Origin of the sequence: Streptomyces sp. NPDC015171 (assembly GCF_043079545.1) — a bacterium.
GTDB lineage: Bacteria > Actinomycetota > Actinomycetes > Streptomycetales > Streptomycetaceae > Streptomyces.
Genome location: NZ_JBIBUO010000003.1, coordinates 49,487 through 74,613 on the forward strand (window position 1 = coordinate 49,487; position 25,127 = coordinate 74,613).

At 73.2% G+C, this 25,127-nt stretch carries 18 protein-coding genes; 11 read left to right on the forward strand and 7 right to left on the reverse strand.

Annotated elements, in window-relative coordinates:
* Nucleotides 1–51 precede the first annotated feature (51 nt).
* Nucleotides 52–3,330: a bifunctional lysylphosphatidylglycerol synthetase/lysine--tRNA ligase LysX gene (lysX, locus tag ACF073_RS08605; RefSeq protein WP_392067778.1), complete on the forward strand. Its 3,279-nt coding sequence runs from the start codon at nucleotides 52–54 to the stop codon at nucleotides 3,328–3,330.
* 91 nt (nucleotides 3,331–3,421) lie between these two features.
* Nucleotides 3,422–4,258, forward strand: coding sequence for a polysaccharide deacetylase family protein (locus tag ACF073_RS08610; RefSeq protein ID WP_392067779.1), 837 nt, complete (start codon nucleotides 3,422–3,424; stop codon nucleotides 4,256–4,258).
* Between the two features lie 52 nt (nucleotides 4,259–4,310).
* Here the strand turns inward: ACF073_RS08610 and ACF073_RS08615 are convergent, their stop codons facing one another.
* Complete coding sequence (locus ACF073_RS08615) at nucleotides 4,311–4,982, reverse strand: class F sortase (RefSeq protein ID WP_392067780.1); 672 nt, start codon at nucleotides 4,980–4,982, stop codon at nucleotides 4,311–4,313.
* Nucleotides 4,983–5,314: 332 nt separating this feature from the next.
* Between ACF073_RS08615 and ACF073_RS08620 the strand changes: the two genes are divergently transcribed.
* Nucleotides 5,315–6,184, forward strand: a complete 870-nt coding sequence (locus ACF073_RS08620; protein ID WP_392067781.1) for a hypothetical protein — start codon at nucleotides 5,315–5,317, stop codon at nucleotides 6,182–6,184.
* Nucleotides 6,185–6,311: 127 nt separating this feature from the next.
* Here the strand turns inward: ACF073_RS08620 and ACF073_RS08625 are convergent, their stop codons facing one another.
* Together ACF073_RS08625 and ACF073_RS08630 are read right to left on the reverse strand one after the other, a co-directional pair.
* Nucleotides 6,312–7,076, reverse strand: a complete 765-nt coding sequence (locus ACF073_RS08625) for a hypothetical protein (RefSeq protein WP_392067782.1) — start codon at nucleotides 7,074–7,076, stop codon at nucleotides 6,312–6,314.
* A gap of 32 nt (nucleotides 7,077–7,108) precedes the next feature.
* Nucleotides 7,109–7,237 (reverse strand): hypothetical protein, encoded by a 129-nt coding sequence (locus tag ACF073_RS08630; RefSeq protein ID WP_392067784.1) that lies wholly within the window; start codon nucleotides 7,235–7,237, stop codon nucleotides 7,109–7,111.
* 767 nt (nucleotides 7,238–8,004) lie between these two features.
* On the opposite strand from ACF073_RS08630, the gene ACF073_RS08635 reads away from it, so the two are divergent.
* From ACF073_RS08635 to ACF073_RS08645, 3 genes are all read left to right on the forward strand, one after another.
* Nucleotides 8,005–8,970 carry an SCO0930 family lipoprotein gene (locus ACF073_RS08635; RefSeq protein ID WP_392068885.1) on the forward strand — a complete coding sequence of 322 codons (966 nt, stop codon included), beginning with the start codon at nucleotides 8,005–8,007 and terminating at the stop codon, nucleotides 8,968–8,970.
* A 272-nt stretch (nucleotides 8,971–9,242) separates the two neighbouring features.
* Entirely contained in the window at nucleotides 9,243–10,055 is an 813-nt protein-coding gene (locus tag ACF073_RS08640) for an SAM-dependent methyltransferase (protein ID WP_392067785.1), read from the forward strand.
* On the forward strand, nucleotides 10,052–12,196 hold the full coding sequence (locus ACF073_RS08645) for a putative bifunctional diguanylate cyclase/phosphodiesterase (RefSeq protein ID WP_392067786.1): 2,145 nt from the start codon (nucleotides 10,052–10,054) through the stop codon (nucleotides 12,194–12,196). The genes ACF073_RS08640 and ACF073_RS08645 overlap by 4 nt, the downstream gene beginning before the upstream one ends.
* A gap of 48 nt (nucleotides 12,197–12,244) precedes the next feature.
* Here the strand turns inward: ACF073_RS08645 and ACF073_RS08650 are convergent, their stop codons facing one another.
* Complete coding sequence (locus ACF073_RS08650; RefSeq protein ID WP_392067788.1) at nucleotides 12,245–13,129, reverse strand: LysR family transcriptional regulator; 885 nt, start codon at nucleotides 13,127–13,129, stop codon at nucleotides 12,245–12,247.
* A 119-nt stretch (nucleotides 13,130–13,248) separates the two neighbouring features.
* Here ACF073_RS08650 and ACF073_RS08655 point away from each other — a divergent pair, with 119 nt between their 5' ends.
* The 5 genes from ACF073_RS08655 to ACF073_RS08675 all read left to right on the forward strand — a co-directional run bounded on the left by ACF073_RS08655 (nucleotide 13,249) and on the right by ACF073_RS08675 (nucleotide 18,778).
* Complete coding sequence (locus ACF073_RS08655; protein WP_392068886.1) at nucleotides 13,249–13,920, forward strand: succinate dehydrogenase; 672 nt, start codon at nucleotides 13,249–13,251, stop codon at nucleotides 13,918–13,920.
* A gap of 2 nt (nucleotides 13,921–13,922) precedes the next feature.
* Entirely contained in the window at nucleotides 13,923–15,872 is a 1,950-nt protein-coding gene (locus ACF073_RS08660; protein ID WP_392067789.1) for a fumarate reductase/succinate dehydrogenase flavoprotein subunit, read from the forward strand.
* Nucleotides 15,869–16,618 (forward strand): succinate dehydrogenase/fumarate reductase iron-sulfur subunit, encoded by a 750-nt coding sequence (locus ACF073_RS08665; RefSeq protein WP_392067790.1) that lies wholly within the window; start codon nucleotides 15,869–15,871, stop codon nucleotides 16,616–16,618. Before ACF073_RS08660 ends, ACF073_RS08665 begins: the two co-directional genes overlap by 4 nt.
* Before the next feature lie 493 nt (nucleotides 16,619–17,111).
* Nucleotides 17,112–17,882, forward strand: coding sequence for a GNAT family N-acetyltransferase (locus tag ACF073_RS08670; protein ID WP_392067791.1), 771 nt, complete (start codon nucleotides 17,112–17,114; stop codon nucleotides 17,880–17,882).
* The gene (locus ACF073_RS08675) at nucleotides 17,882–18,778 is read left to right on the forward strand and encodes a lysophospholipid acyltransferase family protein (protein WP_392067793.1); all 897 of its coding nucleotides are present in this window, start codon (nucleotides 17,882–17,884) and stop codon (nucleotides 18,776–18,778) included. Before ACF073_RS08670 ends, ACF073_RS08675 begins: the two co-directional genes overlap by 1 nt.
* Here the strand turns inward: ACF073_RS08675 and ACF073_RS08680 are convergent.
* From ACF073_RS08680 to ACF073_RS08690, 3 genes are read right to left on the reverse strand one after another with little or no spacing between them, the layout of a single operon-like run.
* The gene (locus tag ACF073_RS08680) at nucleotides 18,692–22,042 is read right to left on the reverse strand and encodes an SAV_2336 N-terminal domain-related protein (RefSeq protein ID WP_392067794.1); all 3,351 of its coding nucleotides are present in this window, start codon (nucleotides 22,040–22,042) and stop codon (nucleotides 18,692–18,694) included. The two genes, ACF073_RS08675 and ACF073_RS08680, sit on opposite strands and share 87 nt — an antisense overlap.
* Nucleotides 22,039–22,983, reverse strand: a complete 945-nt coding sequence (locus tag ACF073_RS08685; protein WP_392067796.1) for an AAA family ATPase — start codon at nucleotides 22,981–22,983, stop codon at nucleotides 22,039–22,041. The genes ACF073_RS08680 and ACF073_RS08685 overlap by 4 nt, the downstream gene beginning before the upstream one ends.
* Entirely contained in the window at nucleotides 22,980–25,127 is a 2,148-nt protein-coding gene (locus ACF073_RS08690; RefSeq protein ID WP_392067797.1) for a trypsin-like peptidase domain-containing protein, read from the reverse strand. Before ACF073_RS08690 ends, ACF073_RS08685 begins: the two co-directional genes overlap by 4 nt.

Consider the following 25,127-nt stretch of genomic DNA (forward strand, 5'->3'; position numbering starts at 1 on the left):
GGGGGCTCGCTCGACGGGCGAGGCGTGCGGGCCCTTCCTACAGTCGGAACCATGACTGCCACCGCGGAGCCGGCCGGCCGCCGGGGCGTGAGCGGCGCGATACGCCCGCCCGCCGGCGGGCGCCTCGGCTGGGTCCCGGAGGCCTTCGCGACCCTCTTCGCCGCGCTCGGCCTGCTCTGCGCCCTGCTCGCCATCGTCGCCCCGCTGCGCCGCCCGCTGCGCCCGGTCGTCCGCACCCTCGACCTGCTGCTGGTCCCGATCAGCGCCAACCTCGCCTACGCCGTCTTCCTGTTCCTGCTGGCCGGCGCCACCGCCGCCCGCAAGAAGGTCGCCTGGTGGCTGGTCGTCGTCTATCTCGGCCTGCTCGTCCTGACCGACGTGCTGGGCGCGGCCGTCGGCCTGTACACCCAGTCGCTGCCGTCCCTCGTGCTGTGCGCGCTGCTGCTCTCCCTGCTCGTCGTCGCCCGCCGGGAGTTCTACGCCGCCTCCCGCCGCGGCGCCGTGCGTCGGGCGCTCGGCGTGCTGCTGGCCGGCCTTGTCGTGGCCATCCTGCTCGGCTGGGGACTGCTGCTGCTCTTCCCCGGCACGCTCCCGGGGAGCCAGCACCTGGCCTGGGCGGCCGACCGGGTCTGCGGCGGACTGGTCTCCGACAGCTCCTTCGACGGCCGCCCGCCCCGCCAGATCAGCTTCGTACTCGGCCTGCTCGGCGCCCTCGCCCTGCTCAACGCCGCCGCCACGCTCTTCAGGTCCCAGCGCCTGGAAGCCGCCCTGCACGACGACGAGGAGGCCCGCGTACGCGCCCTGCTGGCGGCATACGGCGAGCGGGACTCCCTCGGCTACTTCGCCACCCGGCGCGACAAGGCCGTCGTCTTCTCGCCCAGCGGCAAAGCGGCCGTCGCCTACCGCGTCGAGGCCGGCTGCTGCCTGGCCGGCGGAGACCCCGTCGGCGACCCTGAGGCGTGGCCGCACGCCATCGACGCCTGGCTCGGCATCGCCCGCAGGCACGCCTGGGCGCCCGCCGTGATGGGCGCCTCCGAGGCCGGCGCCCGCGCCTACGCCCGGGCCGGCCTCGGCGCCCTCCAGCTCGGCGACGAGGCGATCCTGCACATCCCGGGCTTCGACCTGGACGGCCGGGACATGCGCGTCACCCGGCAGGCCGTGCACCGGGTCCGCCGGACCGGAGCCGTCTGCCGCATCCGCCGGCACGCCACCCTCACCGAACGGGAGATGGAGGAGATCGTCGGCAAAGCCGACGCCTGGCGGGACACCGAGACCGAGCGCGGCTTCTCCATGGCCCTCGACCGGCTCGGCGACCCCGCCGACGGCGACTGCCTGCTCGTGGAGGCCCTCGGCGAGGACGGCCGGCTCCTCGCGCTGCTCTCCTTCGTGCCCTGGGGCCGCGACGGCGTGTCCCTCGACCTGATGCGCCGTGACCGGGCCGCGCCCAACGGGGTGATGGAGTTCATGGTCGCCGAACTGTGCGCCGCGGCACCGAAACTGGGCGTGCGCCGCGTCTCCCTGAACTTCGCCGTCTTCCGCTCGGTCTTCGAGGAGGGCGCCCGCATCGGCGCCGGACCGGTCCTGAGGCTCTGGCGCCGGCTGCTGCTGTTCGCCTCCCGCTGGTGGCAGCTGGAGGCCCTGTACCGCTCCAACGCCAAGTACCACCCCGAGTGGTACCCGCGCTTCCTCTGCTACGGCGACACCGCCTCCCTCGCCCGCATCGGCCTCGCCTCCGGCATCGCCGAAGGATTCGTCTCCGTACCGTCGATGCGCAAACTCTGGGGAAAGGGGCACCCGGGGAGCGGACGGCGGCCCGCCGCAGGGGCGGTACCGCCGTCCCGGCCGGCGCTCGGCCTCGACGGAGGGGACGAGGCCGGGCCGGCGCCCCCGGACGCGGGCCTGCCCGACCAGGTCCGCGTCCGGTACCGCACCCTCGACCGGCTGCGCGCCCGCGGCACCGACCCCTACCCCGTGGGCACCCCCGCACCCACCCACACCCTCGCCGGCGTACCGCCCGGCGCGGACGTCACCGTGGCCGGACGCGTCATGGCGGTCCGCGACCACGGCGGCATCGTCTTCGCCGTGCTGCGCGACTGGTCGGGCGACCACCAGATCGCCCTCACCCGCGACGGCTCAGGACCGGAACTCGACCGCTTCACCGCCGACATCGACACCGGCGACCACATCACCGTCACCGGCCGCTGCCGGCCCAGCGACCGGGGCGAGCCCACCGTCTTCGCCGCCTCCTGGCAGCTCACCGGCAAATGCCTGCACCCCCTGCCCGACAAGCGCCGCGGCCTCACCGACCCGGAGGCCCGGGTCCGCCGCCGCTATCTGGACCTGATCACGAACCCCGAGGCCCGTGCCGTCGTACGCGCCCGCTCCGCCGCCGTACAAGCCCTGCGCCAGGGCCTGCTGGACCGGGGCTATCTGGAGGTCGAGACCCCGATCCTCCAGCAGATCCACGGCGGCGCCAACGCCCGCCCCTTCACCACCCACATCAACGCCTACGACCTCGACCTGCATCTGCGCATCGCCCCCGAGCTGTACCTCAAGCGGCTGTGCGTCGGCGGCCTGGAGAAGGTCTTCGAACTGGGCCGCACGTTCCGCAACGAAGGCGTCTCCTACAAGCACAACCCCGAGTTCACGATGCTGGAGGCCTACCAGGCGCACGCCGACTACGACGTCATGCTGGACCTCGCCCGCGAGCTGATCCAGGCCGCCGCCACCGCCGCCTTCGGCTCCCCGGTGGCCCGCAAGGACGGCGCGGAGTACGACATCTCCGGGACCTGGCCGGTCAAGACCGTGTACGGGGCGCTCTCCGAGGCGCTCGGGGAGGAGATCGGCCCCGGCACCGAACTGCTGCGCCTGCACCGGCTCTGCGACCGCGCCGGGGTGCCGTACACCGCCGACGACGGGCCCGGTGACGTCGTCCTCGAGATGTACGAGCGGCTGGTCGAGCACCGGACCGCGACACCCACCTTCTACAAGGACTTCCCGACCGAGGTCTCCCCGCTCACCCGGCAGCACCGCACCGACCCGCGGCTGGCCGAACGCTGGGACCTCGTCGCCTTCGGCACCGAACTCGGCACCGCGTACTCGGAGCTGACCGACCCGGTCGAACAGCGCCGCAGGCTCACCCAGCAGTCGCTGCTCGCCGCCGGCGGCGACCCGGAGGCGATGGAGCTGGACGAGGACTTCCTCCAGGCCCTCGCCTACGCCATGCCCCCGACCGGCGGTCTCGGCCTCGGCGTGGACCGGCTCGTCATGTTCCTCACCGGTCTGACGATCCGCGAGACGCTCCCCTTCCCGCTCGTGCGCCGCCGCTGATCCGCCGGCCACTGCGCTGTCCGGGTGCATTCCCGCGGCCCCGCCGGTGTCGTTGCGGTGCGCCGGAGTCCGGCGGGGCGACTGATGAGTCATGCAGAAGGATCAGTTGTTCACACGGCGCCGGATGCTCCTCGCCGGCGGCGCCGCGCTGGGAGCCGCGGGCACCGCCGGAGTCGTCCTGGCGAGCGACACCGGGGAGCCCGTCCGCACCGCCGCGGCACCCGCCGCGGGCCCGCAGGCCCGCCAGGCGCTGGCGCCCTCCGCCTTCCGGCTCCAGCCGGTCACCGGATACGGGCCACCGCGCGCCGCGCCCCGCAAGCTCGAGGTGCGCAAGGAACCCATCCTGCGGATCTCCGGACGCGGCCGGCGCATGATGCTGACCTTCGACGACGGGCCCAACCCCGAGTACACCCCGCACATCCTGGACACCCTGGCCGAGCACGGCGTCCGGGCGATGTTCTTCGTGTGCGGGGAGTGCGTCGCCGGCAACAAGGAACTGCTGGCCCGGATGGCCGAGGCGGGCCACGTCGTCGGCAACCACACCTGGACGCACCCGCTGCTGACGACCCTCGGCCGCAAGCAGATCCGCTCCGAGATGGAACGCACCAGCGACGTCATCGAGGACGCCTACGGCGAGCGCCCGCAGTGGTTCCGCGCACCGTACGGCGCCTGGAACCGGGCCGCCTTCCAGCTGGGCGCGGAGATGGGCATGGAACCGATGGCCTGGACCGTGGACACCACCGACTGGATGGAGCCCGGCACCGCCACCATCATCGACCAGGTGGAGAACGGGGCCGCCCCCGGCGTCGTGGTGCTCTCCCACGACGCCGGGGGCGACCGTACGCAGACCGTCCGCGCGATCCGCGAATGGCTGCCGTATCTGCTGGACTCCGGCTACCACTTCACCGTGCCGGCCCGGCGCGTGTGACCTTCCCCTTCCCGGCCGTCCGGGGCCCCTTCGCCCGCCGGGCCGCGGCGGATCAGCCGACCGCGGTCAGGCGGGCGAAGACGACAACGTTCCCGTCGTAGCCGTTCTGCCGGGAGAAACCGCCGCCGCAGGTGATGACCCGCAGTTCCGGTGTCCCCTTCGAGCCGTACACCCGGTCGCCCGGGAAACTGTTCTTCTCGAACACCTCGACCCCGTAGATCTCGAACACCGCGGTCTTCCCGTCCTGGCGCAGGACCTCGACCTGGTTCCCCTTCTTCAGCGCCCCGAGGCCGTAGAACACCGCGGGGCCCTGCTTGTTGTCGACATGGCCGACGACGACCGCGGTGCCCTTCTCCCCGGGGGAGACGGCGCCGGTGAACCAGCCGGCCAGGCCGGGGTTGTCCGGTGGCGGCGCGGCGACCCAGCCGTCCTCGTCCAGACCGACCTGCACGACGGGCGCGTCCACCTGGATCGCGGGGATCCGGACCCGGCTGACGGGGGAGAAGGGCAGGGAAACAGGCGCGGGGGCGAAGGAGCCCAGGGTGGCACGGCTGTCCGGGGCCGCCGCCGACGCGGGCTGCGGCGGGCCGGTGTCGAACTCGCCCGAACCGTTGCGGATGAGGGCGAGACCGGTCAGCAGGACAAGCGCTATGACGCCCCACGGGGCGCGCTTCCTCCGCCGTTCCTCCTCCTCGGCAAGCTGGAACAGCTTGGACGCAGACATTCGCCTTCCCCTCTCGACCCGGTCGTACCCACGTCCGTCACGCATGGGAAAACGCTAAATCCCGCGCGCGCCACGGGCGACGGGGCGTTCGGCGAACGGGTGGCCCGGCCCATGATCGGTGCGCCATCCGAGTTGCCGTTCCCAGAATTTTTCAAATGGTCTGTGACCTGCGGCAATATCCGATTGTGTGGTTTTCTGCCGGCGTGTCGGATCACCAGGACGGACCATTCTCGACATGCGGGCGTGTTCCGCGCGTCCGACGGTCTATCCGGGAGGTGTTCTCTCGCTGATCCATCCGGGACGGGACCCGGGTGCCTCCCGCGGAGGATCACATGCGCAACCAACGTGCTTTGGCGGTGGCCTGCACCACGGTCGCCGTGCTCGGGCTCGCCGCCCCCGTGGCCGTCGCGGACGGCATGGGCACCGGAGGCGGAACCGGCGGCACCGGCACCGGCAACGGCAATGCCACCGTCGTCGTCCCCGGTACCGGCAACATCGGCACCTTCAGCGGGGGCGGCAACTTCAACGGCAACTTCGGGAACGGCAACTTCAACGGCAACGGGAACTTCAACGGGAACGGGAACTTCAACAACAACGGCCGCGGAGGCAACGGCTTCGGGAACAACAACAACGGCCACGGGGGCAACGGCTTCGGGAACAACAACAACGGCCACGGGGGCAACGGCTTCGGGAACAACGGCCGTGGCGGTGAAGGAGGCCGTGGCGGTGAAGGGGGCCGCGGCGGCGACGGCTTCGGCCGGGGAGACGAATTCGGCCGCGGTGACGGATTCGGCGGAGACGGCTTCGACAACGGCCACAACATCTTCGTCACGCCCGACGTCCTCGCCGCCGGGGGCCGCCTCACCATCATCGTGAACGGCTGCCGGTCCGGCACGGCGAGTTCCGACGCCTTCGGCACCGTCCGGCTCGAACCGTTCCGCGACGACACCGCACGGGGCGTCGCCACCATCGACCACGCCGCCGGCCGCGGCCGCTACGACGTCACGGTCCGCTGTGACGGGCGCACCACGACCCGCCGGGGTGCCTTCTTCGTGCTCGGCGGCGTCAACGGCGGTGTCGGCGGAAGCAGGACCAGCGGTGCGACCCCGACCGACATGGCCATCGGCGGCGGCCTGGTGGCCTCGGCCCTGGTCGGCGGCGGCGGATTCTGGGTGCGCCGCCGGCACGACAAGGGCGTCTGAACCCCGGCCGGCCACCGGGTCCGTACCGCCTGCGGAGCGGACGCACGTCGACAGGCCCTCGCCCCGGTCCCGCACGGGAGCGGGGGCGAAGGCCTGTCGAGCGGAGGACGCAGCTCCGGCCGCCGGGCTATCCGGTGACGCCGGGGAACAGGCTCAGGAACGGTTCTGCGGTCACCGCGATGCCCCGGCTGTACGGCGCGTCGAAGTCCCAGATGAGGAACAGCATGAAGGCGATGGTCGCGGAGAAGAGGCCGGCCAGGACCAGCTCCCGCCCGGTGCGCCTGATCTGCAGGGCGAAGACCATGCCGATGGTGACGAGACCGCCGGTGATCAGCCCCCACCACACGACCGACGGCATGGTGGCGCCGGTGGAGTCGGCGCGCGAGTTGCGTGCCTGGTCGGCGGCGGCCAGCTGGTCCAGCAGCGGCTGGTAGGCCTGCGCCTCGAAGTCGTTCTTCGGCCGGTAGTCGGTGACGTCCTCGCGGACCTTCTGCAGCAGCTCGGTGCCGCGGGCCGTGACCTCCTCCTTGTCCGCCATCGACCGCCACTCGGTGTGCACGACGTAGCCGACGTACGCGTTCACGTCCTCGCGGACCCGGTCACGGACGTCCGGCGGGTAGACCCGGACGCGTTCCGAGATCTCGTGCAGTGCCTGCGCCTCGGACTGCACGTAGTCCTGGGCGGCGTTGCGGGCCTCCCAGACACCCGCGATGGCCAGGCCCAGGACGATGGCGTAGATGACGCCGATCCACATCGTCATGTACTCGATGACGTCCGGGGTCTCGCTGGGATCCTCGTCCTCGGACGCCGTCCGGTGCCTCACCAGCGTGATGATGACCACGACGGCACAGGCGCCCAGCATCGCGAGGACGAGAACAAGCCAATCCGACAACTGGTTCCTCCAGAGGGGAAGGGGCCGGCGCGTCAGCGCGGCCGCAGCGCCGCGACGGCGACGATCGCGGGGACGGTGATGAGCAGGACGTAGGTGACGGGCGAGGTGCGCCCGCGCGTGGGGTGATGGATGGCGTGGGGGTGGTACGCCGGGTAGCTCACCGGGCTCGCGGAGGGCCGCGGGGCGGGCTTGGGCGTCGGCTTGGGCGTGGGTTTCGGCGCCGGGGCCGGTGGGGGAGCCGGAGGCGCGGGAGCGGGCCGGGCGGGCGGCGTCTGCCGGGGCGTGGTCGCCGGCGTCGGACGCGGGGTGGGCCTCGGCCTCGGCGGTGGCGTCGGCTTCGGCGGGGGAGTGGGCTTCGGTGGCGGGGTGGGCTTGGGCGGGGGTGTCGGTTTCGGTGGCGGCGTCGGTTTCGGCGGCGGTGTCGGCGTGGGCGTGGGCGGACACGGCGGCGGGGGCGGCTTGCAGGGCGGGGGCGGCCAGTGGTGGCCGCCGGCCCGGGCCACCGCCACCGCGCCGCCCGGGCCCGCGGAGGCGTACGCGCAGGCGTCGGCCGACGCGGTGCCGGCCGGACCGCCCACCAGCGCCCAGGTCAGCGTCACCAGGGCCAACACCCGTGCGGAGGGCGCGCATCGAGTCACTTCGGGTCCATGCACGACGCAGATCATGAGGTGTCCCGCGCCGCCGCACGCCGTAGTGCGCCGATATTGCTCCGAAAGAGGGAGATAGAGGCATGGCTGGTTTGACGGGCGGAAGAGCCCAAATCAGCACCATGCGTCCCGCTGGGCGCGTCCGCGCGACCGCACGGGTCACGGATTGCGGAAAGAATTTCCGGCCGCCGTTGAACACCGCACCCCCCGCGGTGCGTACCCATGACCGTGCGGCGACGCAGCAGGCGCTGCAATATCCAGGCGATAATGGGGAGTTGACGATGAATACCTCCTGGCGGACCGCCTCACTGGTGGCCACAGCCGCATCGGTGCTGGCGCTGACGACGGCGTGCGGTCAGGACAACACCACCACTCCCGCTTCGGCCGCCCAGAACGTCGGGGCCACGGCGGCGGCCGGCGATTACGGCAACCCGGGCACCGCGACCACGACCGGCGCGGGCAACGGATACGGCGCGGACGGCAGCAAGGGCTCCGCCTCCGCCACCCCGGCCGCCCCGGCGGGCAAGCTCTCCGTGGCCGCCAACCCCGATCTGGGCAATGTGCTGACCGACGGCTCCGGGCTCACCCTCTACCGCTTCGACAAGGACACCGCCAACCCGCCCAAGTCGAACTGCGCCGGCGACTGCGCCACCACCTGGCCGCCGGTCCCCGCGGACGACGCCACCGCCGGCGCGGGCATCGACAAGGCGCTGCTCGGCGAGGTCACCCGTGCCGACGGCAGCAAGCAGCTCACCATCGGCGGCTGGCCCGCCTACCGCTACGTCAAGGACGTCAACGCCGGGGACGTCAACGGCCAGGGTGTGGGCGGCAAGTGGTTCGCACTCGCACCCACCGGCAAGAAGGCCAAGCTGTCCGATCTGCCCGGCCTGTCCGTCCACAAGGACCCCAAGCTCGGCGACATCGTCGTGGACCGCAACGGCATGACGGTCTACCGGTTCATGAAGGACCAGGCCTGGCCCAAGTCCGTCTCCAACTGCGCCGGTGCCTGCCTGGAGAAGTGGCCGGCGGTCGGCCCGGTCGGCGCCGACGACACCAAGGGCGTGAAGAAGAAGGGCCTGATGCCCTTCACCCGCCCCGACGGGGTCAAGCAGATGACCGTCAACTGCTGGCCGATCTACACCTTCTCCGGGGACAAGGCCCCGGGCGACACCAACGGTCAGGGCGTGGGCGGCACATGGTACGCCGTCACGCCCGACGGCAAGCCGGTCGGCGCGTCGGGCGAATAGATCACCTCCCCAGGGTCGATCGCCCCGCCCGCCCCGGCGCGCGGCCGAAGATCCGCCCCCTCCGCACCGCACGGAGGGGGCGGATCGTTGTGTGTGGTGGGAGGCGTACCGCGGCACCGTTGTCACCCAGCGGGGTCGTACGGGCACTTGCCGCAGGCAGTGACCGGGAACGGATGGTCAATTTCCGGTTCGGGTCGCCCGTTTGGCGGGCGATCAGTAGCCTCAGCTCGAACACCGGATCGCCTACACCTGTCCACGCCTTGGAGAGATACATGGAGCGTCCCGCCTGGGCCCCACGGAGCATCGACATCGAGGTGCCGAGCGTCTCGCGGATCTACGACTACTACCTGGGCGGTTCGTACAACTTCGAGGTCGACCGGGAAGCGGCCCGCAAAGCCATGGAGTTCATGCCGGGCCTGCCGAAGATCATGCAGGCCAACCGGGCGTTCATGCGCAGGGCCGTGCGCTTCGCCGCAGGTGAGGGCATCACCCAGTTCCTCGACATCGGCTCCGGCATCCCCACCTTCGGCAGCGTCCACGAGACGGCCGCGTCCGCCGCGCCGGGCGCCCGCGTGGTCTACGTCGACCACGACCCGGTGGCCGTCGCCCACAGCGAGGCGGTGCTGGCGGGCACCGCGGACACCGATGTGATCGCCGCCGATCTCCGCAAGCCCCAGGAGATCCTCGCCAGCCCCCGGCTGGAGCGGCTGATCGACCTGAATCGGCCAGTGGCCCTCCTGCTCGTTGCCATACTGCACTTCGTGGAAGACGCGGACGACCCCTACGGTGCCGTGGCCGAGCTGAGCAAGGCGCTCGCCCCCGGCAGCCTGCTGGTCCTCACCCATGCCTCGTACGAGGGAATCCCGGTGCCCGCCGAGCGGGCCGAGGGCGCGGTGGACGTATACAAGGACATTCGCAACCCGCTGATCATGCGCTCGCGCGAGGAGATCGCGCGGTTCTTCGAGGGGTACGACATGGTGGAACCCGGACTGGTGCAGATGCCGCACTGGCGCCCGGACTCGGCGCCGGAGCACGAGGATCCCTATGCCTTCTCCGGATTCGCCGGCGTGGGGCGTTCGGCGTGAGCGCGGAGCCGGACGGGCCGGAGGACAGACTGCGCAGGCTGACGACGATCTGGGGCCGGGCGGTCTTCCCGGTGACCTCGACGTCGCTGACCCGCACCGAGTTCGAAAATCAACTCCTGCCGCTCGCGCGCCGGTTGAGCGAGCTGCTGCGCACCCGCGGCTTCGACGCGGACGCGGCGAAGGCCGTCGGCGCCGCCCTGGTCGCGGCGCACTGCACCGACCCCGAGGCGCTCACCCGCACCCTGGACTGCGTCGACGCCTATCTGGTCCTGTACTGCGGCGAGGACGGCCCGCAGGACGAACTGCGCATGCGCTCCTCCCGGTTGCAGCACGCGATGGCGGCCGGCTACGCCGAGGCGCTGCGCGAGCGCACCCTCGCCGAGCAGGAGGCCATCGCCCAGGCCGCGTTGCGGGCCCAGGGCGTGGTGGCGCAGGCGCTGCACGCGAGCGAGGCCCGCTTCCGCGCGGTCTTCGAGGGCGCCGCCATAGGGATCGGCATCGCCGACCTCGACGGCAACATCCTCCAGGTCAACGGCGCGCTGCTGCGCATGTTCGGCCTCACCGAGTTCACCCTGCGCGGCCGGCGCGTCCAGGACTGGGTGCACCCGGACGACGCCCCTCAGACCTGGCGGCTCTACGACGAACTCGTCTGCGGCAAGCGTGAGCACTACCACCTGGAGAAGGCGTTCAACCGCCCCGACGGCACGGTGCTGTGGACCAATCTGACGGTCTCCCTGCTGCGGGACGCCGACGGCTCCCCGCAGTACCAGCTGGCCCTCATGGAGGACACCACCGAGCGCCGGCTGCTCAACCTCCGGCTGCGCTACGAGGCCACCCATGACGCCCTCACGGGGCTGCCCAACCGCACCCTTTTCTTCGAGCGGCTGGAGAAGGCCCTGAACGCGGGCGAGGGCCAGCGCTTCGGCCTGTGCTACCTGGACCTGGACGGCTTCAAGACCATCAACGACAGCCTCGGCCACGCGGCGGGCGACCGGCTGCTGGTGGAGGTCGCCGACCGGCTGCAATCGTGCGCGACCGCGCCCGGCGAGATGGTCGCCCGGCTCGGCGGCGACGAGTTCGTGGCCCTGACCACCGGCCCCGGCACCGAGCGCGAGGTCGACGAACTCGCCGAGCGCATCATGAGCGCGCTCGTCACCCCCATCAGTATCGACGGCCGCGACCTGCTGGTCCGCGGCAGCCTCGGCATCGTCGAGGGCCCGGCGGGGGAGCGCACCGCCGCCGAGGTGCTGCGCAGCGCCGACATCACCATGTACCGGGCCAAGTCGGCGGGCGGCAACCGCTTCGAACTCGCCGACCCCGAGGCCGATGCCCGCGCCATCACCCGGCACGGCCTGACCACGGCCCTGCCGACCGCCCTGGAACGCGGTGAGTTCTTCATCGAGTACCAGCCGCTGGTCCACCTCGGTGACGGCAGCGTGCGCGGCGCCGAGGCCCTGGTGCGCTGGCTGCATCCGCAGCACGGCGTCCTCGGCCCCGACCGGTTCATCCCGCTCGCCGAGCACACCGGCCTGATCGTCCCGCTCGGCCGCTGGGTCCTTCAGGAGTCGATCCGCCAGGCCCGCGCCTGGCGGGAACGCTACGGCGACGGGACCACCGCGGGCCCGCTGCGCATCAACGTCAACCTCTCGCCCTGCCAGCTCAGCCATCCCGGGCTGGTCCAGGACACCGTGGAGATCCTCGAACGCGCGGGCGTCGCCCCGGAGGCCCTGTGCCTGGAGGTCACCGAGTCCGCGCTCATCGGTGCCGACGACGACCTGCTCAAACCGCTGCGCCGGCTCGCGGAGATGGGCGTGGACATCGCCCTGGACGACTTCGGCACCGGCTACTCCAACCTCGCCAATCTGCGCCGCCTGCCGGTGAGCATCCTCAAGCTCGACCGCTCCTTCACCCAGGGCATGCAGCAGTTCCCCGCCGACCCCGTGGATCTGAAGATCGTGGAGGGCATCGTCTCGCTGGCCCACAGCCTCGACCTGGGGGTCACGGTGGAGGGCGTGGAGACGGGGGCCCAGGCGGAGCAGCTGCGGATACTGGGCTGCGACACGGCCCAGGGCTGGTACTACGCCCGCCCCGGCCCGCCGGAGCGGCTCCACGACCTGGCGCTGGTGGACGCGACGGGGTGACGCCCGGCGGGAGGGGTGCGGCGCGGCTCCCCGCGGAGCGTGCCGCCCTCACCGCTCCAGCAGCATCCGCTGGAGTTCCCGCGCGGCGCGGGGCGGGGCGACGTCGCTGCGATGTGCGAGTGCGATGGTCCGGTGCAATCCCGGCCGGGCCAGCGCGGTGACCCGCAGTCCGCGGCCGGCCCGGGCGGCCACCATCCGCGGCACCACGGCGACCCCGAGCCCCGCCCGCACGAACCCCAGCACCGCGTCCATCTCGCCGCCCTCCACGGCGAAGTCCGGCTCGAACCCGGCGGAGCGGCACGCGGCGACGGTCAGCTCCCGCAGGTCGTAGCCGTGCCGGAACATCACGAGCCGTTCCCCCTCCAGGTCGGCGATCTCGACCGTCCGCCCGCCGTGCCCGGGCTCCGGCGCCTCCGGCGACGACACCACCACCAGGTCCTCCCGCAGCAGCTCCACGGTCGTCAGCGCGGGCGCCGGCGTCGGCAGCGGCAGCACGACCAGCGCGAGGTCGAGCGCGCCCCGGGCCAGCTCCCGGACCAGGTCGTGCGAGCCGCTCTCCTCGATCAGGAGGCGGATCCCCGGATAGCGGTCGTGGAAGGCCCGCAGCACGTCCGGCAGCAGGCCCGTGCACAGACTCGGCGTCGCCCCCAGCCGCACCCGCCCCCGCCGCAGCTGCACCAGCTCCTGCACCTCGTGCCGGGCGGTGTCCGTGTCGGCCAGGATGCGCCGGGCCAGCGGCAGCAGGGCCTCACCGGCGTCGGTGAGCGTGATGTTGCCCCGGGCGCGCAGGAAGAGATCCGCGCCCAGCTCCCGCTCCAGCGCCTTGATCTGCTGGGACAGCGACGGCTGGGCGACATGGACCAGCTCGGCGGCCCGGGTGAAGTGCCGGGTCTCGGCGACGGCGACGAAATACTGAAGCTGCTGGAACTGCATGGTGTCACGATAGCTTCCGGCTATTGAATCCAGCCGTACCATGTCTTGGACCGATTGCCCCGTTCGGCCCTAGCGTCATGGCCATGGCTCTGGCAACGCGGACGGACCGACGGTCGTCCATGGCGCGCACGATGTGGGACTCCTCCGTCGGCAAGAAGACGGTGATGGCCGTCAGCGGCGTGATCATGCTGCTGTACCTGGTCGCCCATGTCATCGGCAATCTGAAGATCTTCTTCGGCGCGGGCGAGTTCAACCACTACGGGCACTGGCTGCGTACCGTCGGCGAGCCCTTCATGCACTACGAGTGGACGCTCTGGCTGGTCCGGATCGTGCTCGTCGTCGCCGTGGTCGCCCACGCCACGTGCGCCTACCAGCTCAGCCGCCGCGACATCAGGGCCCGCCCCGCCACGTACGTGCACAGGAAGCCGCGGGCGAGCTACGCCACCCGGACCATGCGCTGGGGCGGGATCATCCTCGGCCTGTTCATCGTCTGGCACGTCCTGGACCTGACCACCGGCACCGCGCACAGCGGCGGCTTCCAGGAGGGCCACCCGTACCAGAACGTGGTGGACACCTTCTCCACCTGGTACGGCAACGTCATCTACATCGTCGCGATGCTCGCGCTCGGCCTGCACATCCGGCACGGGTTCTGGAGCGCCGCCCAGACCCTCGGCGTCGGCAGCCGTACCCGCGACCGCGCCCTGAAGACCGTCGCGAACGTCCTCGCGCTGCTGCTCACGGCCGGCTTCATCGCCGTACCCGTGGGCGTCATGACCGGAGTGGTGAGCTGAACATGACCGACTACGCGAACTTCACGACCGGCGAACCGGCCATCGACGGCAAGGCCCCGTCCGGCCCGGTCCACGAGCGCTGGGACACCCGCCGCTTCGAGGCCAGGCTCGTCAACCCCGCCAACCGGCGCAAGCACACGATCATCGTCGTCGGCACCGGCCTGGCCGGCGGTTCCGCGGGCGCCACCCTCGCCGAACAGGGCTACCACGTCGTCCAGTTCTGCTACCAGGACTCCCCGCGCCGTGCCCACTCCATCGCCGCGCAGGGCGGCATCAACGCGGCGAAGAACTACCGCAACGACGGCGACTCCGTCCACCGGCTGTTCTACGACACCGTCAAGGGCGGCGACTTCAGGGCCCGCGAGTCGAACGTGCACCGGCTCGCGCAGATCTCCGTCGAGATCATCGACCAGTGCGTGGCCCAGGGCGTGCCCTTCGCCCGCGAGTACGGCGGCCTGCTCGACACCCGCTCCTTCGGCGGCGTCCAGGTGTCCCGCACCTTCTACGCCCGCGGCCAGACGGGCCAGCAGCTCCTCCTCGGCGCCTACCAGGCGCTGTCCCGGCAGATCGCCGCCGGGAACGTGGAGATGCACCCGCGCACCGAGATGCTCGACCTGATCGTCGTCGACGGCCGGGCCCGCGGCATCGTCGCGCGGGACCTGGTCACCGGGAAGATCGACACGTACTTCGCCGACGCGGTCGTCCTCGCCTCCGGCGGCTACGGCAACGTCTTCTACCTGTCGACCAACGCCATGAACTCCAACGCGACCGCCGTCTGGCGGGCGCACCGGCGCGGCGCCCACTTCGCCAACCCCTGCTTCACCCAGATCCACCCGACCTGCATCCCGCGCACCGGCGACCACCAGTCCAAGCTGACGCTGATGAGCGAGTCGCTGCGCAACGACGGCCGCATCTGGGTGCCCATGGCCAAGGGCGACACCCGTGCGCCGCACCGGATCCCCGAGGACGAGCGCGACTACTACCTGGAGCGCATCTACCCCTCCTTCGGCAATCTGGTCCCGCGGGACATCGCCTCCCGGGCCGCGAAGAACGTCTGCGACGAGGGCAGGGGGGTCGGCCCCGGCGGGCAGGGCGTCTACCTCGACTTCGCGGACGCGATCCAGCGGATGGGCCGCGAGGCGGTCGAGGCCAAGTACGGCAACCTCTTCGACATGTACCAGCGGATCACCGACGAGGATCCGTACGAGGTGCCGATGCGGATCTACCCGGCCGTGCACTACACGATGGGCGGCCTGTGGGTCGACTACGACCTGCAGACCACCGTCCCCGGCCTGTTCGCGATCGGCGAGGCCAACTTCTCCGACCACGGCGCCAACCGGCTCGGCGCCTCCGCGCTGATGCAGGGCCTGGCCGACGGCTACTTCGTGCTGCCGGCCACCATCAACGACTACCTGGCCCGCAACCCGCGCCAGGAGCCGCTCACCGCGGGACACCCCGTCGTGCAGGAGGTGCTGGCCGAGACCGAGGACCGCGTCAACCTGCTGCTCGCGGTGGACGGCGACCGTACCCCGGACTCCTTCCACCGCGAACTCGGCGAGCTGATGTGGGAGTTCTGCGGCATGGCCCGCACCGAGTCGGGACTGCGCAAGGCCCTGGAGCGCATCCCGCAGATCCGCGACGAGTTCTGGCGCCGCATCAAGGTGCCCGGCACCGGCGAGGAGTTCAACCAGTCGCTGGAGAAGGCCAACCGCATCGTCGACTACCTGGAGCTCGCCGAGCTGATGTGCCTCGACGCGCTGCACCGCGAGGAGTCCTGCGGCGGCCATTTCCGCGAGGAGTCCCAGACCCCGGACGGCGAGGCGGCCCGCCGGGACGACGCGTTCTCCTATGCGGCGGCCTGGGAGTTCACCGGCACCGGCCGGGCCCCCGTCCTGCACAAGGAAGACCTGGTCTTCGAGTACGTCCACCCCACCCAGCGGAGCTACGCATGAAGCTCACCCTGCGCGTCTGGCGGCAGCGCGACGCCGGCGCCGACGGAGCGATGTCCACCTACGAGGTGGACGACATCTCGGCCGACATGTCCTTCCTGGAGATGCTGGACGTCCTCAACGAGCAGCTCATCCTCGCCGGCGAGGACCCCGTCGCCTTCGACCACGACTGCCGCGAGGGCATCTGCGGCGCGTGCTCGCTGGTGATCAACGGCGACGCGCACGGGCCGGAGCGCACCACCACCTGCCAGCTGCACATGCGGTCCTTCCGGGACGGCGACACGATCGACATCGAGCCGTGGCGGGCCTCCGCCTTCCCGGTGATCAAGGATCTGGTGGTGGACCGGTCGGCGTTCGACCGGATCATCCAGGCCGGCGGCTATGTCACCGCCCCGACCGGGGCCGCGCCGGAGGCGCACGCCACGCCGGTGCCGAAGGCCGATGCCGACTTCGCCTTCGAACACGCGGAGTGCATCGGATGCGGCGCGTGTGTCGCCGCGTGCCCCAACGGGGCGGCGATGCTCTTCACGTCCGCGAAGGTCAATCATCTGAACGTGCTGCCGCAGGGGGCGCCCGAGCGGGAGACGCGGGTGCTGGACATGGTGGAGCAGATGGACGCCGAGGGCTTCGGCGGCTGCACGCTGGCGGGGGAGTGCGCCACCGCCTGCCCCAAGGGGATCCCGCTGGTGTCCATCACGAGCATGAACCGGGAATGGCTGCGGGCCACGCGCAAGGCGGGCAAGCGCTGAGTGACCGAGTGAACGTTCGCCGAGTGGCGGGCGGGCGGGGCCGGGTAGGTGCTCACCCGGCCCCGTCTGGTCTTCCCCGCCTCGGTACGCTGCGCTCTTCCCCGCCTCGGTACGCTGCGCCCATGATCTTCGGGGGGCAAGGCGGGCCGGCGGTCCCGCGGCGGCAGGCCACCGGCGTCACCGGCTGCGCGCTGCGCGTGACCGGCACCGGTGACGGTTTCCGACCGCACACGCCGTCGGCCGGGACCGGCACGGACCGGTCCGCACCACCGGCTCCTCCGGCCTCATCCTCGCCGTGGACGGCGTAGGGCTGCTCGCCGGCCGCGTGACCGCGGACGCGGCGAAGACCGCCTGACCCCGCCGTTCAAAATCCTTACATCCCCTCTCCTGGCACAGGTCACGTACCGGTCAACCGGCGTCGGAAGAACTGAGACGTCGGGCCGTACGCGACAGGCCCGCCGTCGCCGAACCGGCCCGTGACCAGGAGAGAGCCATGACCGGCGTATCCACCCTCGACCGTCCCCCGCAGCCCGCGGCACCCGCCCGCTACACCGTCACCCTCGCCCGCGACGAGGCCGACGTGCGCGCCGCGCAGCGGCTGCGGCACGACGTCTTCGCCGGCGAGATGGGGGCCCTGCTGGCCACCCCGGAGCCCGGCCACGACGTCGACGCCTTCGACGCCTACTGCGACCACCTCCTCGTCCGGGACACGATGACCGATCAGGTCGTCGGCACCTACCGGCTGCTCCCGCCGGAGCGCGCCGCCGTCGCCGGCCGGCTCTACTCCGAGGGCGAGTTCGACCTCGGCGCGCTCGACGCGATCCGGCCCGGCCTCGTCGAGGTCGGCCGCTCCTGCGTCCACCCCGATCACCGCGACGGCGCCGTCATCGGCCTGATCTGGGCCGGCATAGCCCGGTACATGACCGACCGGGGCCACGAGTGGCTGGCGGGCTGCTGCTCCGTACCGCTCGCCGACGGCGGCGCCCTCGCCACCGGCACCTGGGAGCGGGTCCGCGCCAAGCACCTCGCGCCCGAGGAGTTCCGGGTCAGGCCGCTGCTGCCGTGGACCCCGAACGCCGAGGCCCCGGCCGACCGCACCGAGCTGCCCGCCCTGCTGCGCGGCTATGTCCGGCTCGGCGCCTGGGTGTGCGGCGAGCCCGCGCACGACCCCGATTTCAAAGTCGCCGACCTGTACGTCCTGCTGTCGATGCGCCGGGTCAACCCGCGCTATCTGCGGCACTTCCTCTCGCTCGTCCCGGCCTGATGAGCGTCTGGCTGCCCAGCGCGCCCTGCACCCCGGGCGCGTGCGTCGAACCGGACCGGGCCGCCGCGGCCGTCCCCCGTGCCGTGCTGCGGCTGACCGCGGTCGCGGTCCTGCTGCTGGCCGGGATCGTACTGTCCCCGCTCGGCGGGCGGATCCCCGCCGAGTGGGTCAGGCGCTGGAGCCGGACGCTCGTGCGGGCCATCGGGGTCCAGGTCCGGATCACCGGCACCGCCGCACCGGCCGGAGGGCTGCTGCTGGTCGCCAACCATGTCTCATGGCTGGACATCCCGCTGCTCGCCGCCGTCCGCCCGGCCAGGATGCTCGCCAAGACCGAGGTCAGGCAGTGGCCGCTGGCGGGCGCGCTGGCCGCCCGCGCCGGGGTCCTGTTCATCGACCGGGACCGGCTGCGCGCCCTGCCCGGCACGGTCGCCCGGATATCCGGCGCGCTGAGCGGGGGCGCGGCCGTGACCGCCTTCCCCGAGGGCAGCACCTGGTGCGGACGCGCCCAGGGCCGCTTCCGCCGGGCCGTCTTCCAGGCCGCCCTCGACGCGGGCGTGCCCGTCCAGCCGGTCAGCCTGCGCTACCGCCGGCTGGACGGCGCCCCCGGCACCGCGGCGGCCTTCGTCGGCGAGGACACCCTGCTCGCCTCCCTGTGGCGGGTGGCCAGGACCCGGGGCCTGGTCGCCGAGGTGGAGGTCCGGCCGGTGATCCGGCCCGGCGCCCACCCCGACCGCCGCGGCCTCGCCCACGCGGCCCAGCCGGCCGCCTCAGCGCCCGCCTGGACCCACACGGCCCTGGTGGCGAGCGCGCTAGAGAGGCCGTACGACCAGCCCGGCCAGCCGAAGATAGGCGTGCACGGTGGCCGGACGCAGATCCTTCAGCTCCCAGCGAGCTGACTGCAGCGCCGTGTCGAACGGCACCTGCACCACCTGATCGGGCGGGAGGACGCCCAGCGTCCGGTGCAGATCGTCGGGCAGACCACGGCGGTGCGAGCCGTCGGTCCGGGTGGCCACCACCACCGCCTGGTCCGCCAGGCGGTGCCGGCCGCTCGCCCGCACCCGGTCGAGCGTGTGCGCCGCGGCGTCGAGGAACCATTCGGCGGTGCCGCAGCACACCACCAGCTGGTCCGTCTGGTCCAGGACCACGTCCGCGGTCCGGTCGAGCCGCACCGGCGCCCAGTCGGTCAGCACGCAGGAGTAGTACGGCGCCGTATGGGCCAGCACCCGCAGGTACTCCTGCGCGTGCGCCGAGTTCGGCCCGAAGTGCCCCGCCCGGTGCGCGATCACCTCCAGGCCCGAGGGCAGCCGCGTGGTGAGGGCCCGCACCTCCTCGTACGACGGGCCGAGCGGCAGCGCGGCCAGATCCCGCGGGACGGCCCGGTTGCGGTCGGACGGCAGGAAGAAGCCGAGCGCGCCCTCGGTCGAGGCCCCGTCGAGGGCGAGGACGGGCTCGCCCCGGACGGCGGCCAGCAGGGAGCCGAGGGCGACCGTCGCCGAGGTCCGCCCGCTGTAGTGGAACGCGCCGACCAGTGTCACCCGCCTGCTGTGCGACAGCGGGGCGCGCAGGGCGGCCAGGCGCTCCCGGAACGCGGCGCGGGCCGGACGGAAGCGGGGCAGCGCCGGCAGCAGGTCCGCCGGATCGGCCGGGCCGGACGAGGCCGGCGGGGTGAGCGGCACCGGGCCCGGCGATCGCCCGGTCACCGGAACGGCAGGCCGGCGCCCCTCCGTGTCGTACCGCAGCCGGGCCATGGCGATGTACTTGGCCAGCGCGTCGGCGACCTCGCTCGCGGTGGGACGGCGGGCCTGGTCGTCGTCCAGGCAGCGCAGCACGAGGTGCCGCAGTTTCTCCCAGCCGTCCCCTTGCCACAGGTGCATGCCCTCCGGCAGGTTCGGCACCTCCACGCCCGCCTTGCTGCTGATGAGCTGGAGCATCGCCCCCAGCGCGCGCATGCTGTCCGCGACGGTCGGCGCCGGTCCCGAACCCAGATAGCGGCCGTCGACGGCGTAGTCGGACAGATCGCCGAGCACGATGGTGCGGCGCAGCACGTACACGCTGTCCATGCCGAAGTCGGCGGGCACCAGGCCCGCCGCGTGGCACAGCGCGAGCGCGTTCGCCAGATGCCAGGACAGCAGCAGCCCGCGCACCAGGTCGAAGGGCGCGGTGCCGTGGTCCAGTGAGCGGGCGAACACCTCCGAGAGCCGGGGCGGCTGCCCGTCCGGGGTGTCCCGGTCCTGGACCGGCGTCATCGCCAGCCACGGCGGGGAGTCGTCGAGACCGGTGGCGAGCAGCGCCGGCGCGTACTGGGCCTGGAGCCGCACCAGCACCTCCGCCTCCACCGCGATCAGCTGGGCGTTGGCCGCGGGCAGATCGGGCCGGGGCGCGCGCAGCACCGCCTCGGCGCCCTGCCCGTCCACCCCCCGGTACAGCACCGTACGGCGGCCCCGGCGCCGGTCGCGCAGGGTGAAGGCACCGAGCCGCACCGGGTCGGCACCGGTCAGCGGCTCCCAGTCGTCCGCCGGCTCGGCGCTCCGGGCCGGCGCCGTCCGGGGCAGAGCGGGCACCCGGTCGAACGACACCCCGAACCGGCTGAGCAGCCGGCGCTCGACACTGGTGAACGGCTGATGCGCGCCGGGCAGCTGCGCGGAGCCGTCAGGATGGGCCAGCCAGGCCGGGAAGTCGGGCGAGTTGCCCGCGAGTTCCTCCAGATGGCGGCCGATACGCCGGCTGGTGCGCAGCAGTTCGGCCTGCGGGACCGAGTCCAGGAGGACCGCCTTGGACTCCTCGGAGAAGTCGAACACCCGGTGCTTGGCGGGCAGCGGTCCGGGCACCGGCGCCGGATGCGGCCGGACGAGACCGCCCAGGAACACCTCCGCCAGATGCGAGGTGGTGGCCGGCCAGGGCACCGCCGACCGCACCAGCCGCATCACCGGCACCGACAGCGGGGAGACCGCCGCCAGATGCGCCGCGAGGCGGTACGCCTCCGGGGTCGCCGCGTCCCGGAAGTGCTGGGCGCTGGTCAGGTCCCGGGCGTCGGCCACACTGCCGTACGGGTCGGGGCGGGTCAGCAGCGGCAGCTCCACGGTGGTGCCGGGCGAGGCCAGCAGCCGCGCCCAGTGCCGCAGCGACTCCGGGGTCGGCTCCAGGACGGGCACCGGCACCCCCTCGAAGGCGGACACCTCCGCCGGCAGCACCGGATCACGGACCTCCCAGGCCGCGTTCGCGCCGCCGATCCGCCGGGTCGTCGCTTGCCAGCGCTCCGCCGCGATGCCCGAGGCCTCCCACATGTCCGGCGGCAGCGTCTGCAGCACCGCGACCGGGCCGCGGCAGGCCCACTGGGCCAGCAGCCGGTGCAGGGCACCGGACCGCCAGGCGGCGCCCATGCCGTCACTGACCACGAGCACGAGGGTGCGGCCCGAGGGGTCGTTGACCGTGCTCAGCGGGAGCGAGCCGCTCTGCTGCCGGAACGGCCGGGCGCGCAGACAGGGCTCGCGGGCGCTGCGCGTGTCCAGGCCGAGGACCCGGGTCGTGGCGAAGGCGCCGAGCCGTTCGAGCAGCGTGCGCAGTTCGGCGCCGAGCCGGTGCCACAGCAGCATCGAGAGCCCGTCGTCCACGAGCAGCGCCAGGTTCAGCCAGCGCTCCCGCACCGGCCGCTCCACCACGTCGGGCAGCCGGGTCTCGGCGAGCTGGGCCGCGGTGCGCTCCTCGTCGATCTCCGTGCGGTAGCGGCTGTCAAGGCGGCGCCGCAACGGCCGCAGCGCCCGGCCCAGTTCCAGCTCGTCGGCCAGCGCTTTGTCCTCGGGCACCCGTACCGGCATCGCCCGGCGCGGCTCGGCAGCGGCCGCGGCGAGCCGTACCTCCGGTACCGGAGTCTGCCGGGCCGCCGCGTACAGCGAGGGCGCGGTCAGGTCGGGCAGGTCCGGGTCGTCCGGTTCGGGCGCCGGGCGCCGCGGCGCGGTCCGGCCGGGCGCGGGCCCGGGGTCCGGTGCGGGCCCGGCGGGCGGGGGCGACGGCTCGCGCCGCAGCGGCGCGTCGGCGTCGGCGGGCAGCCGGCGGGCGAGCCACAGCACGTCCAGGACCTGGTCCGCGTCCAGTTCGTGCCCGCAGGCCGACAGCACCCGCAGTGCCTCGGCCAGCCGCTCGCCCCCGACCGCCACGGTCACATCGCCCCGGTGAGCTGGTGCAGCACGGCGTCCAGCAGCCCGTCCGCGTTCAGGTCGACGCCCCCGGTGCGCAGGAACACGGCGTTGAGCAGCTGGTCGGTGGCCAGCTCGCCCAGGGCGCGGCGGCGCAGGAAGGCCTCGATCAGGTCGTCCGCCTCGCCCAGCGCCTCCTCGCCCAGATGCGCGGCGACGATGGTGCGCAGCCGCTCCTCGTCCGGCACCGGCAGTTCGAGCCGCAGGCAGCGGCGCAGGAACGCGGGCGGGAAGTCCCGCTCCCCGTTGCTGGTGATGATCACGACGGGGAACTCGGCGCACTGCACGAGCCCTTGGTGCACCCGGACGGCGCTGCGGTGGTCGGAGGTCTGCACCTCCACGTCGGACGTGCCCTCCGGCAGCCGCACCAGCTCCTTGATCTCGAAGTAGCCCTCCTCGAACACGGTCAGCAGATCGTTGGGCAGGTCCACATCGCCCTTGTCCATCTCGTCGACCAGCAGACAGCGCGGGGCGGCCGAGGCGACCAGGGCCGTACCGAGCGGGCCGAGCCGGATGAACTGGCCGATGGACGGCTCCCCCTCGCCCCGGTCCCGGCTGAGCGTGGTCTCCCGCAGCCGGCCGATGGCGTCGTACACGTACAGCGCGTCCGGCACGGTGGAGCGGCTGGTGACCGACCAGCGCAGCAGGTCGCCCAGGGACAGCTCGTGGGCGACGGCCCGGGCGAGGGACGACTTGCCGGTGCCGGCGGGCCCGGTCACCAGCAGCGGACGGCGCAGATGCAGAGCCGCGTTGACGATGTCGGCGTGCCGGGGGTCGATCACGTACGGCAGCCCCGGGCGGGTCGCGCGGGCCGGGGTGAAGCGCCGCCAGGGCGGGGCGGAGGGGAGGCTGACGGCCCGGGGCACGCCGTCGCCCCGGAACAGGCGCCAGTCCGCGGCGGATGTCATGAGCCCTCCTGGGGTTCGGACAGATGCAGGCGGGGGACGGTACGGTCGGCGTCGGCCCAGGCGAGGACCGGCCGGCCGGGGAACTCGGGTGGATTGGCCAGTGCGTTGGCCCGGTAGCTGTGGACACCGTCGGGCAGCTCCCGGGTGGCGACCCGCGCCATGTGCCGGACGCTGTGCGAGGGACCCTCCTCGCGCCGGTCCCACATCACCACAGGTATGCCCAGCGCCAGGCACGTCTGCACGATGCGGTCCCGGGGCGGACCGGGAGGTACGTCCACGGAGACGCGTACGGTGTCGAGTTGGTTGACGAGCCGGGAGTAGAGGGTGTCCCGGTCCAGGGGTTCGGAGACCACCACGGCGTTGCCCGAGTCCAGGCGGTTCCACCGGGTGCGCCACCGGGAGACGAACCGGCCGTTGCGGCGCAGCAGTTCGGGACAGTGCACGACCAGCGGGAACTCCACGCCGAGCATGCCGGGCAGCAGCTCGGCCGGGTCCCGGACCGCCCACTCGTCCACCGGCAGGTTGAGGCCGCCGCGGTCCACCAGCACCTCCACGAGCGGCGGGCGCTCGTCCTCGGCCGGCGGAGTGAGCGAGTCCAGGACGCGCAGCACCTCGCGCGCCGCCTCCGACGCCGAGTACGTCCGCACGCTCTCCGTGGACACCTGCCGGGGCCCGGTCCCCTCGTCGCACCAGATCCGCAGCCGGTGCCGGTTCCGCCCGGTCTTGGCCACCTGCACCAGGACACGGACCCGGTCGGCCCGGCCGCGCGCGGCCCGCGCCCACTCCTGGGCGTCGTAACGGCGTTCGCCGAGCGCCGACCGGTCGATGCCGAGGCGCCTGGCCACCCCGTCCGCCCAGATCCGAAGCCGCGCCCGCTGGGTGTCGGGGCACAGGGCGCCGACGTACTCCAGCACCCGCAGCAGCGCCGGCACCCGGCGCTCGTCGCCGCTCGCGCGGCCGTCGCCCGGCAGGCCCTCCAGGTGGTCGAGCAGCGCGTCCAGGGTGTCGCCGGCCGGCCGGGCCGCGAGGTGCGGCAGCGCGGCCCGGACCGTCTCGGGGAAGCGCCCCAGCACGGCCGGGGGGATGGTGCGCAGCAGCCCGCGCAGCTTGGTGTACTCCTCGGCGGTCAGCAGCCGGGGCGTGCTCGACAGGGCGCCGGCGGCCAGCACCCGGTCGGCCACCCCCGGATCGTCCCGGCGCAGGATCCCGCTCAGCGCCGCGAGGGCGCGCGGATGCGCCAGCACGAACGCGGCGAACTCCTCGGGGGAGGGCGGCACGACGTCGCTGCCCGGTACGACCCCGCACAGCCGGGCCAGCCTGCGGGCGCAGTCGCCCCGCCCGCTGCCCGAGGGCAGCGCGACCTCGATCGCCTCCACCAGCAGTTCGAAGGCGGGGTCGTCGGGGTCGGCCGGCGGGCGTCCGAAGCCGTCCAGTGCGCCGAGGGGGCGCAGCTCGGCCTCGACGGCCTGCCAGGGGACGGCCCAGCTGCGCCGGATGACGCTCTGGAAGCCCGCGGCGAGCGGCACGCCCGCCCCGTCCTCGGGCATGAAGTGTCCGACGACCAGACCGACCACGGCCTCCTCCTCCCGGCTCCACAGCGGGCTGCCGCTGTAGCCGGGGCCGACGGCCATCCCGGTGGGCTCGCCGTCCAGGTAGGCCAGCGGGCCGTGCAGCGCGGCGACGGTGAGCCGGGCCACGGTGGAGGCGCGGCCGCCGCCGTGCCAGGCGTCCGCCCTGTGGCCGACCGCCATGGCGGCGTGGCGGGGACCGGGCGGGAGGCCCCCGGCCGGGACGTCGACCCGCAGCACGGCGAGATCACCGAACCACTCGGCGCTGCCCGCGCCGACCGGCCCGCCGCCCTGGGCGCGGGGCGGGATCCAGTGCGCCACCCGGGCCGGGTACTGCCTGCTGCCGGGTCTCTCCGGGTCGGGCACCTCGACGGGCACCTCGTCCACGCCCGGCACCCGCGCGTCCAGCATGTCCCTGCCCAGCGCGGCGTTGACGACGTGCGCGCAGGTCAGCACGGTGTCGGGGCCGAGTACGAAGCCGGCCCCCGCCGCCTTGCCGTCCTCGGTGCGCCGGACGCAGACCACGTACCGGGACGGGCTCCGGGCAGCGTCCCACCCGTTCCGGAACCATCCCAC

Bases quoted from the DNA above. Each gene is read 5' to 3' on its own strand.
- lysX (WP_392067778.1), top strand. From the start codon at position 52: ATGACTGCCACCGCGGAGCCGGCCGGCCGCCGGGGCGTGAGCGGCGCG.
- ACF073_RS08610 (WP_392067779.1), top strand. From the start codon at position 3,422: ATGCAGAAGGATCAGTTGTTCACACGGCGCCGGATGCTCCTCGCCGGC.
- ACF073_RS08615 (WP_392067780.1), bottom strand. From the start codon at position 4,982: ATGTCTGCGTCCAAGCTGTTCCAGCTTGCCGAGGAGGAGGAACGGCGG.
- ACF073_RS08620 (WP_392067781.1), top strand. From the start codon at position 5,315: ATGCGCAACCAACGTGCTTTGGCGGTGGCCTGCACCACGGTCGCCGTG.
- ACF073_RS08635 (WP_392068885.1), top strand. From the start codon at position 8,005: ATGAATACCTCCTGGCGGACCGCCTCACTGGTGGCCACAGCCGCATCG.
- ACF073_RS08640 (WP_392067785.1), top strand. From the start codon at position 9,243: ATGGAGCGTCCCGCCTGGGCCCCACGGAGCATCGACATCGAGGTGCCG.
- ACF073_RS08650 (WP_392067788.1), bottom strand. From the start codon at position 13,129: ATGCAGTTCCAGCAGCTTCAGTATTTCGTCGCCGTCGCCGAGACCCGG.
- ACF073_RS08655 (WP_392068886.1), top strand. From the start codon at position 13,249: ATGGCGCGCACGATGTGGGACTCCTCCGTCGGCAAGAAGACGGTGATG.
- ACF073_RS08660 (WP_392067789.1), top strand. From the start codon at position 13,923: ATGACCGACTACGCGAACTTCACGACCGGCGAACCGGCCATCGACGGC.
- ACF073_RS08665 (WP_392067790.1), top strand. From the start codon at position 15,869: ATGAAGCTCACCCTGCGCGTCTGGCGGCAGCGCGACGCCGGCGCCGAC.
- ACF073_RS08670 (WP_392067791.1), top strand. From the start codon at position 17,112: ATGACCGGCGTATCCACCCTCGACCGTCCCCCGCAGCCCGCGGCACCC.
- ACF073_RS08675 (WP_392067793.1), top strand. From the start codon at position 17,882: ATGAGCGTCTGGCTGCCCAGCGCGCCCTGCACCCCGGGCGCGTGCGTC.
- ACF073_RS08685 (WP_392067796.1), bottom strand. From the start codon at position 22,983: ATGACATCCGCCGCGGACTGGCGCCTGTTCCGGGGCGACGGCGTGCCC.